The organism is Amycolatopsis circi, assembly GCF_003385235.1.
In the GTDB taxonomy this organism is placed as follows: Bacteria; Actinomycetota; Actinomycetes; order Mycobacteriales; family Pseudonocardiaceae; genus Amycolatopsis; species Amycolatopsis circi.
In genome coordinates this window covers 1-7,467 of the sequence record NZ_PQIA01000226.1, presented here as the reverse complement: position 1 = coordinate 7,467, position 7,467 = coordinate 1, and the positions used below count along the sequence as shown (strand labels likewise).

At 71.2% G+C, this 7,467-nt stretch carries 7 protein-coding genes; 2 read left to right on the top strand and 5 right to left on the bottom strand.

Annotated elements, in window-relative coordinates:
* Window positions 1-50: 50 nt before the first annotated feature.
* The 4 genes from D0D37_RS44710 to D0D37_RS44695 all read right to left on the bottom strand — a co-directional run bounded on the left by D0D37_RS44710 (window position 51) and on the right by D0D37_RS44695 (window position 4,382).
* Window positions 51-1,676 carry a carboxylesterase/lipase family protein gene (locus D0D37_RS44710; protein ID WP_116206625.1) on the bottom strand — a complete coding sequence of 542 codons (1,626 nt, stop codon included), beginning with the start codon at window positions 1,674-1,676 and terminating at the stop codon, window positions 51-53.
* Window positions 1,677-2,142: 466 nt separating this feature from the next.
* Window positions 2,143-2,541, bottom strand: a complete 399-nt coding sequence (locus D0D37_RS44705; protein WP_116206624.1) for a hypothetical protein — start codon at window positions 2,539-2,541, stop codon at window positions 2,143-2,145.
* A gap of 271 nt (window positions 2,542-2,812) precedes the next feature.
* Window positions 2,813-3,577, bottom strand: coding sequence for a GAF and ANTAR domain-containing protein (locus D0D37_RS44700; RefSeq protein ID WP_116206623.1), 765 nt, complete (start codon window positions 3,575-3,577; stop codon window positions 2,813-2,815).
* A 67-nt stretch (window positions 3,578-3,644) separates the two neighbouring features.
* On the bottom strand, window positions 3,645-4,382 hold the full coding sequence (locus tag D0D37_RS44695; RefSeq protein ID WP_116206622.1) for a GAF and ANTAR domain-containing protein: 738 nt from the start codon (window positions 4,380-4,382) through the stop codon (window positions 3,645-3,647).
* 292 nt (window positions 4,383-4,674) lie between these two features.
* On the opposite strand from D0D37_RS44695, the gene D0D37_RS44690 reads away from it, so the two are divergent.
* A complete protein-coding gene (locus D0D37_RS44690) occupies window positions 4,675-4,989 on the top strand; it encodes a dsRBD fold-containing protein (protein ID WP_116206621.1) in 315 nt (104 codons plus the stop codon).
* Here the strand turns inward: D0D37_RS44690 and D0D37_RS44685 are convergent.
* Window positions 4,928-6,646 (bottom strand): GAF domain-containing sensor histidine kinase, encoded by a 1,719-nt coding sequence (locus D0D37_RS44685; RefSeq protein ID WP_116206620.1) that lies wholly within the window; start codon window positions 6,644-6,646, stop codon window positions 4,928-4,930. The genes D0D37_RS44690 and D0D37_RS44685 overlap by 62 nt on opposite strands.
* 137 nt (window positions 6,647-6,783) lie before the next feature.
* Between D0D37_RS44685 and D0D37_RS44680 the strand changes: the two genes are divergently transcribed.
* Window positions 6,784-7,467, top strand: a 684-nt coding sequence (locus D0D37_RS44680) for an Acg family FMN-binding oxidoreductase (protein ID WP_116206626.1), incomplete at its 3' end; no start/stop codon positions are given.

Below are 7,467 nucleotides of genomic sequence, written 5' to 3'. Positions count from 1 at the left end.
GGTGGGGGGTGAGTGGTCAGGGCTAGTGGAAGTCCGGCTGGTGTTGGTTGTTAATGGTGTTGGGTGAAGGGGGACAGGGGGTTCCAGAGGCCGTTGCAGTGGTGTTGGCGCGGGATCTCTGTGGTTTGTTGGCTGTCGCCTGCTGCGTTGAGGGACATTACGACCGGGTTGTTTTCGGTGAAGGGGTCCCAGCGGGGGGTGCCGTCGACAGTGGGGTTGCCGGTGCGGGCGAAGCCGGTCCACTGCGCTGCTAGCTGATCGGAGAGCACCTGTTGGTTGGGGGTTAGCTTAACTCCTGGCGGCGGCGTCATCAGCATTCCCTCGGAGACGTGGTACGCGCCGTTCGGTTTGGTGGGGTCCAGGAAAAACGCGGGCGGCACGTCGGTGTCGTCCATTTCGTAGGCGAAAACCGGGATGTGCCGCGAAAGCCGCTCGTCGTTCAGCACTGCGGGGCAGACCGAATTGGAGTCGGCCACGATGGTCCGGAAGGCGAGGAACGGGGCCGGGTTCGGGAAGCGCTTCAGCGGGTAGCTTTCGCTGACTTCCTTGGCGTGCTCGCCGTACTGCTGCGCCACCATTGTGCGGTAGTCCTCGGGGGTCGAGGCGGACGGCAGCTGGACCTCGTCGCGGGCCACGCCGTGCATCAGCGACACCTTGTTGACCCGGCCCTTGGCGAACGCCTCCCCTGGCGACAGCGGCAGCGTCGTCCCGTTCACGATCGGCGCGATGGTGCCGCTGTCCGGCTTCATCCCGTTGCCCGCTTGCTTCAGCAGGGTCGCCACCGGCGCCTTGCGCAGGCACGCACCGGCATTGTCCTGGCAGCCCAAGGCTTTCGCGAACCGCGCCCCGGCCTGTTGAGCCTGCTCCTCGTCCGGCAGATCCGCCTTGCAGTCCTGCGCCTGCCACTGGATGTCGTTGCCCAGCAACGAATTGTACTCGCCGTTCTGGCTGATGCCGCGCTGGAACAAGCCCGCCGCGGTCGGCGAGGCGGTGTGGTCGCAGACGCTCGACCCGCCCGCGGAAGCGCCGTAGATCGTGACGTTACGCGGATCGCCGCCGAACTTCGCGATGTTGCGCTGCACCCAGCGCAACGCGGCCTGCTGGTCCTGCAGCCCGTAGTCGCCCGCATGCTCGCCGAACGCCTCGTGCGCCAGGAAACCGAAAATCCCCAGCCGGTAATTGACCTCGACGCTGATCACGCGCCCCGCGGTCACCAGCCGGCTCGCGTTCTGTGCCTGCAGCACCAGGAATCCGCCGCCGTGCAGCTGCACCATGACCGGAAGCTTCCCGTGCCCGGGATTGGCGGGCACGCGCACGTTCAGGTTCAGGCAGTCCTCCGTCTCCGATCCCGGGCCGAGACCGGACAGCTGCGGACACGCGTTGCCCGGCGCGGTCGCCGCGAACGGCTTGGTCCACTTCGCCGGCCGCTGCGGCGGAGCCCAGCGCAAATCGCCGACCGGCGGCGCGCCGAACCGGATTCCTTCCCACGACCGGACATCCGGGCCGGCGATCCCGCACACCGGGCCGTCGTCGGTCGGCACCGTCGTGTTGGGCGAGCACGCCGGCGGCGGCGCGGCCTCGGCCCGGCCGCCTGCCACGGACGCCGAACCGGCCAGCGACGACGCCGCCAGCGCGACCGCGGCCAGCGCGACGCCTGCCTTCCCGTCAAGTCTCATCCGTCCTCCTTCGCTCCTGCCTCGCCGGGAGAGCGCAGCGGCGGACGCGGGACACGACGAGCGGCATCCACGCACCGAACAGGCGTTCTGCCGGACTGGGCTCGACCTCACCGATGGCCGTTTCCCCGGCCACCGCCACGAGAACGGAACGGACCGCCCGTTCCCGCCGCACTCCAGTCTGGGTGCGGCGGGAAAAGGCACAACCTCCGTTCGGTCGCGCGGGAGCTGTCAAATTCCCGGGCAGAATGGTCTTTGTCAGGGATCCCGATTCCGCGGCCGAAGCGGCGCGCCTGTTTCGGGTCCGCTCGCGGAACGCGGCTGCCCGGAGCCGGCGCCGGGCACGGAATCCGCCGGGGACGCCGCGGCGCAGTTGGCCGCCCTGGTCGCGGCACTCGCCGGAATGCTCGCACAGCGGAACAAACCCGCGCGGACGCCGAAGCCGGTCAACGCGCGGAACGGGCCGCCGTCAGCAGGGTTGCCCGCCCGGCAGACAGTCCAGCGGATCCGCGGTGCGGGCGTTCCATTCCAGCGCCGCGTCGAGCTGTCCGGCCGACAGACGGGCCCGGCGGGCGAGTTCGGACAGCGACTCCCGCTCCGCGGACCGGCTCGCCTGGCACAACAGGCCGAACCACCACTGCTCGTCGACCCAGTCGCGGCGGGCCTGCTCCACCAGCTGGGCCATGTGGTCGTCGCCGCAGGCGTGGACCAGCCGCTGGCCGTACCGGGCGAAATCGGCGGGATCGACGCGCGAAGAGTCGAGGACGAGCGCGGTCTGCAGTTTCCCGGGCGGGATCTGCTCGCCGCAGCGTTCGCACGATTTGCGACGCGGGGTGCGGAAGTCCACCTTGGGGGACGTAAGCGACATCAGACGCTCCGGACGCTCGGTACGGGTTCCATGTCGCAGATGTCAGAAAGCCAGGGGCCGGGGCACGCGGCATCTGCACGTTTCCCCGGGCGGGAGCTTCATCGAGTACCCGATCCGGGGCACCCAGAGTAACCGGCCACGACCGGCCTTGCCAAGACGGCGATCGGGCTGTTCGCGCACGTCGCCGTCCGGCGCCGGTGCACCGAACGGGGTCGTTACCGTCATTCCGGGTGGAACCCCGTCCACGGCGAGTGACAATTCGCTCCGCGGCTCAGGCCTTGCCCTTGTCGTCGAGAACCTGCTCCGGCCGGATCTCGCCGCGCGCGACCGATTCGGCCACCTCGCTCAGCCGGGCGTTGCGCCGGCGGCTGTAGGCGCGCAGCCGGTCGAACGCCACCTCCATCTCGATCCCGCCGGCGTGCGCCAGCACGCCCTTCGCCTGTTCGATGACGACCCGGCTGTTCAGCGCGTGCTGCAACTGCTCGGTCAGCAGCTCTCCCCGTCGGATGGCCCGCTCCTGCAGGATCCCGATCGTGGCGATGTCCGCCAGCGCCCGGGCCACGCTCAGCGCGGACGCCGGCAGCGGGCTCGTGCCGTGGCCGAAAAGATTCAGGGTGCCGATCACCTGCTTGCGCAACCGCAAGGGCAGCGCTTGCACGGAGCGGAATCCCGCCCGGACCGCCTCCGGTGCGAACAACGGCCACCGGGAAGCCGCCGCGGCCAGGTCGTCGACCCGCACCGGCTCGCCGCTGTGGTAGGCGTCGAGGCAGGGCCCCTGCTCGGTCTGCAGCTGCAGCAGCTCCAGCATCCGGCTGCTTTCGTGCGACGACGCGGCCACCTCCAGCCCGCCGCGCTGATCCGCCAGCAGCAGCCCGGCCGAAGAGGAGCCGAGCAACGTGACGCAATATTTCGCGAGCCGGTGCAGCAAGTCCGCCACATCGTATTCGTCGACCAGCGTGTCGGCCATGTCCACGAACGCGCGCAACAGCTCGTTTTCGCTGGATGACGTGACCGTGCCGGCGAAGCCGTCGCTCATGGGTGCCTCTCTCCCCGGCGGCGTGTGGCACGCGCGCCTCGCTTGGAATCCAGCGGTCTGCCCGGTTTCACGCCTGGATCTCCCGCGGATGCAATCGCCGGTCGACGAGGTCGCGCGCGACCTCGTCGAGCAGCCTTCCTTCGGAATACGCGTAAGCCCGCAGCCAGGCAAGTGCCTGGTCCGCGGGAATCCCGAACTCCGCGATCACGATCCCGGTCGCCTGATGCACCGCGGCCCGTCCCCGGACCAGCCCGCCGACCACGTCGTCGCCTTCTTCCCCGGTGCCGCCCGCCGTCGCCACGGCCAGCAACGCGCTGGACACGACGTCCGTCCCGCGCAGGACAGTCGCCAGCTCCTCGTCCGACAGCCACCCGGGGACCCGCCGGTAGGTGTCGACCGCGCCGAGCATCGCGGCCCCCTGCCGCAGCGGGAACGCGAAAATACCGCACATCCCGGCGATCCCGGCCTCCGTGGCGAAGACCGGCCACGACACGGGAAGGCGCTGGGCCAGATCCGGCACCAGCACCGGCCTGCCGGTCTCGAACGCCTCGAAAGACGGGCCCTCGCCCAGGCTGAACTGCACCGCGTCCAGATGCTCGATCACCGGATCGCTGGCGTGCACGAGCGTGCGGTGCGTGCCGTCGACCATGAGCGCGACGGCGGCGCCGTCGACCGGCATCCGCTCCACCACCGCCCGGCACACCTGTGCCAGCGGAACGGTGGCGTCGCGGCCCTCGCGCAGCGCGGCCAGCAGCTCCGAGAACAAGTCCGGCACGGCCTCGGCGAAATCGTCGACTCCCGTCACTTCCCGTTCACCGCCTTCCCGAGTGCGGAACCAGCCGGGTTCCGCGGGGCAGCGTCCGGCAGCTTTCCCACCTTACCCCGGGCGGGCGCCGGAACGTCGGTCGGCGCTGCCCGACATCAGTCCACAGTGGACTGTGCAGGCAACGGCCGCTTGCCGTGCTGTGCGGACAGACGCGAGCGAGCCGCCGGCGCCGCCCGCACCGGGCCCGGCGGAAAACCCAGTCGCACAGAGGACTTCCGGCCCTTCCTCTCCCGGCACACCCCTGCGACGGTGAACCCGGAACGGAGCTGACATGACCGAGACACCGCACCAGTGGACCCTCGCGATCGCGTTCGACCGGACCGTGCACTACACCCGCGCCCAAGCAGTGCTGCGCACCGCCGACGGGGACGAATTCTCCGGCGTCGGCCTCGCGCACAGCTCGGCCGAAGGACGCGGGCTCGCCCATGTGGCGGGCTATCTCGCCGCCGGGCGCGCCTTGTGCGACCTCTCCCAGGAACTGCTGGAGGCGGTCGTCGTCGACGTCGACGCCGAGCTGAACCGGCTCAGCTCAGCGGTGCCGACCAGTCGAGCCGCAGACCGCCGCCCGGACGCGCTCCGAGCGTGAACTCGCCTCCCGCGGATTCCGCCCGTTCGCGGAGATTTCCCAGCCCGCTGGGCGAAACGTCCTCCGGCAGTCCCTTCCCGTCGTCGGTCACCGAAATCCGCACCGCCTCGTCCCGGACCGCGACGGAAACCGACAGCGCCGACGCGTCCGCGTGCCGGACCGCGTTGCTCACCGCCTCCCGGACGACCGCTTCCACGTGCTCGGCCAGCTGGGCGGGCACGGCGTCGAGCGGGCCCGCCATGCTGACCGCCGGGTGCAGCGGCGCGTCGTCGGTGAGTTCCGCGATCGCGTCGTGCAGCCGGTGCCGCAGCCGGGCCCCGCCCGCGGCTCGGCCGTGCAGATCGAAGATCGCGGTGCGGATCTCGCCCACGATCTCGTGCATCTGATCGATGCTCTCCTGCAGCCGCCGCGCCACCTCGGGCGTTTTCGCCCGGCGCCGCGTGCTCTGCATCGCGAGCCCGACCGCGAACAGCCGCTGGATGACGTGGTCGTGCAGGTCCCTGGCGATCCGGTCGCGATCGGACAGCACGTCCCGCTCCCGCGCCGCCCGCTGCTGCGCCGCGAGCCGCAACGCCAGCGCGGCCTGGTCCGCGAACGACGCCAGCACCGGCAGCTGCGCCGTCTCGAACAGGGCGGATCCCGGGTCCCGCAACGCGATCAGCACGCCGGAGGTGTGGTCGCCCGCGCGCAGCGGCACCACCAGCGCCGGACCTCGGCCGCGGCCGGGCAGCAGCGCCAGCTCGGCCATCCGGCGCGGGGTCCGGTCCCGGAACACCGCGCCCGGGATCGTTCCGGCGACGGGCATCCGCAGCCCGGACAGATCGGCGGCGCCGCCCGCGCACACGGTGACCGTCAGCTCGGCGGGATCGGCTTCCCACTCCTCGTCGGTGTCGAGCCGTCCCGTGCCCGGCAGCGCGAGCATCGTGACGTCCGAACCGGTCAGTTCCAGCGCGCGGCCCGCGATCAGCTCCAGCGCGTCCGCCGGGGCCGTGCCGCCGAGCAGTTCCGTGGTCACCTCGCTCGTCGCGCCGAGCCAGCGCTGCCGCAACCGGGTCTGCTCGTAGAGGTGCGCGTTCTCGATCGCGATCCCGGCCGCGGCGGCCAGCGTCTGCACGATCACCTCGTCGTCGTCGGTGAATTCCGCCCCGTCGTTTTTCTCGGTGAGGTACAGATTGCCGAACACCTCGTCGCGCACCCGCACCGGAACGCCGAGGAACGAGTGCATCGGCGGATGGTTCTCCGGGAAGCCGACCGACGCGGGGTGCGCCGAAATCTTCTTCAGCCGCAACGGTTTCGCGTCGTCGATCACGAGCCCGAGCAGCCCGTGGCCCTCGGGAAGGCGCCCGATCCGCTCCCGTGTCCCGGCGTCGATGCCCAGGTACACGAACTCGGCCAGCGCGCCGTCGTCGCCGAGCACGCCCAGCGCGCCGTAGCGGGCCTCGCCCAGTTCGACCGCGGCCTGCACGATCCGGCGGAGCGTCGCGTCCAGTTCGAGTCCTGACGCGACTGCCAGCACCGCTTCGAGCAAGCCGTCCATTTTGTCCCGGGTGCCGATGAGCAGCTCGATCCGCTCCTGGAGATCGCGCAGCGTCTCCCGCAGCCGCAGCTGCGACAGAGTTCCGGACAGCTTCCGGGCACCCTCTCCGGTTTCCGGCATCAGACCCGCTTTCGACGTTCGGTGTCCCCGGGGCAGATGACTTTCGCCCCTGTGCGCCGCCCGTCCGGCGGACGCATGCTGAAGCGAACGACTACGCACGACACAGTGTCCCGCGTTTCGTGGCCCGGGGGAAAAGAATGACCCTTCAGATGGCGCCGTCCGGCCGGCTCAGCGCCGAACAGGTGGTATCGGTGCTGCGCTGCGCGACCCTGGCGCCGTCCGCGCACAACACTCAGCCCTGGCTGTTCAGCGTCGGACCGGCAGGCATCGAGGTGCGCGCGGACGCCGACCGCACGCTGCCCGTCGCCGACCCCGACCGGCGCGAGCTGCTGCTCTCCTGCGGCGCGGCGCTGTTCAACCTGCGCACCGCGATCCACGCGACCGGCGTCCACCCGGCCACCAGCTACTTCCCCCGCCGCGGCGACCCCGGCCTGCTCGCCCTTGTCCGCCCGCGGGCCGTCGCCGAGACCGACCGCAAGCTCGCTTCGCTGGCCGAGGCCATCCCGCTGCGGCACACCAACCGCACGCCGTTCACCGCAAAACCGGTTCCCGGCGGCACGCTGGGGGCCCTGCGGCACGCGGCCGAGGTCGAACACGCCTGGCTGCCGCGGCTCGACGAGGACCAGCTCGCCGGGCTCAAGGAGCTGATCCGCGAAAGCCACCGGCTCCAGACCGAGGACCCGGCTTTCCGGTCCGAATGGCAGCGCTGGACCGGTCGCGGCCGCGACCGCCGCGACGGCGTCCCGTTCGCCGCCGGAGGAGCCGTCGCCGCCGACGACACCTGGGTCCTGCGCGATTACGGCGGCGGCCCCCCCGCACCG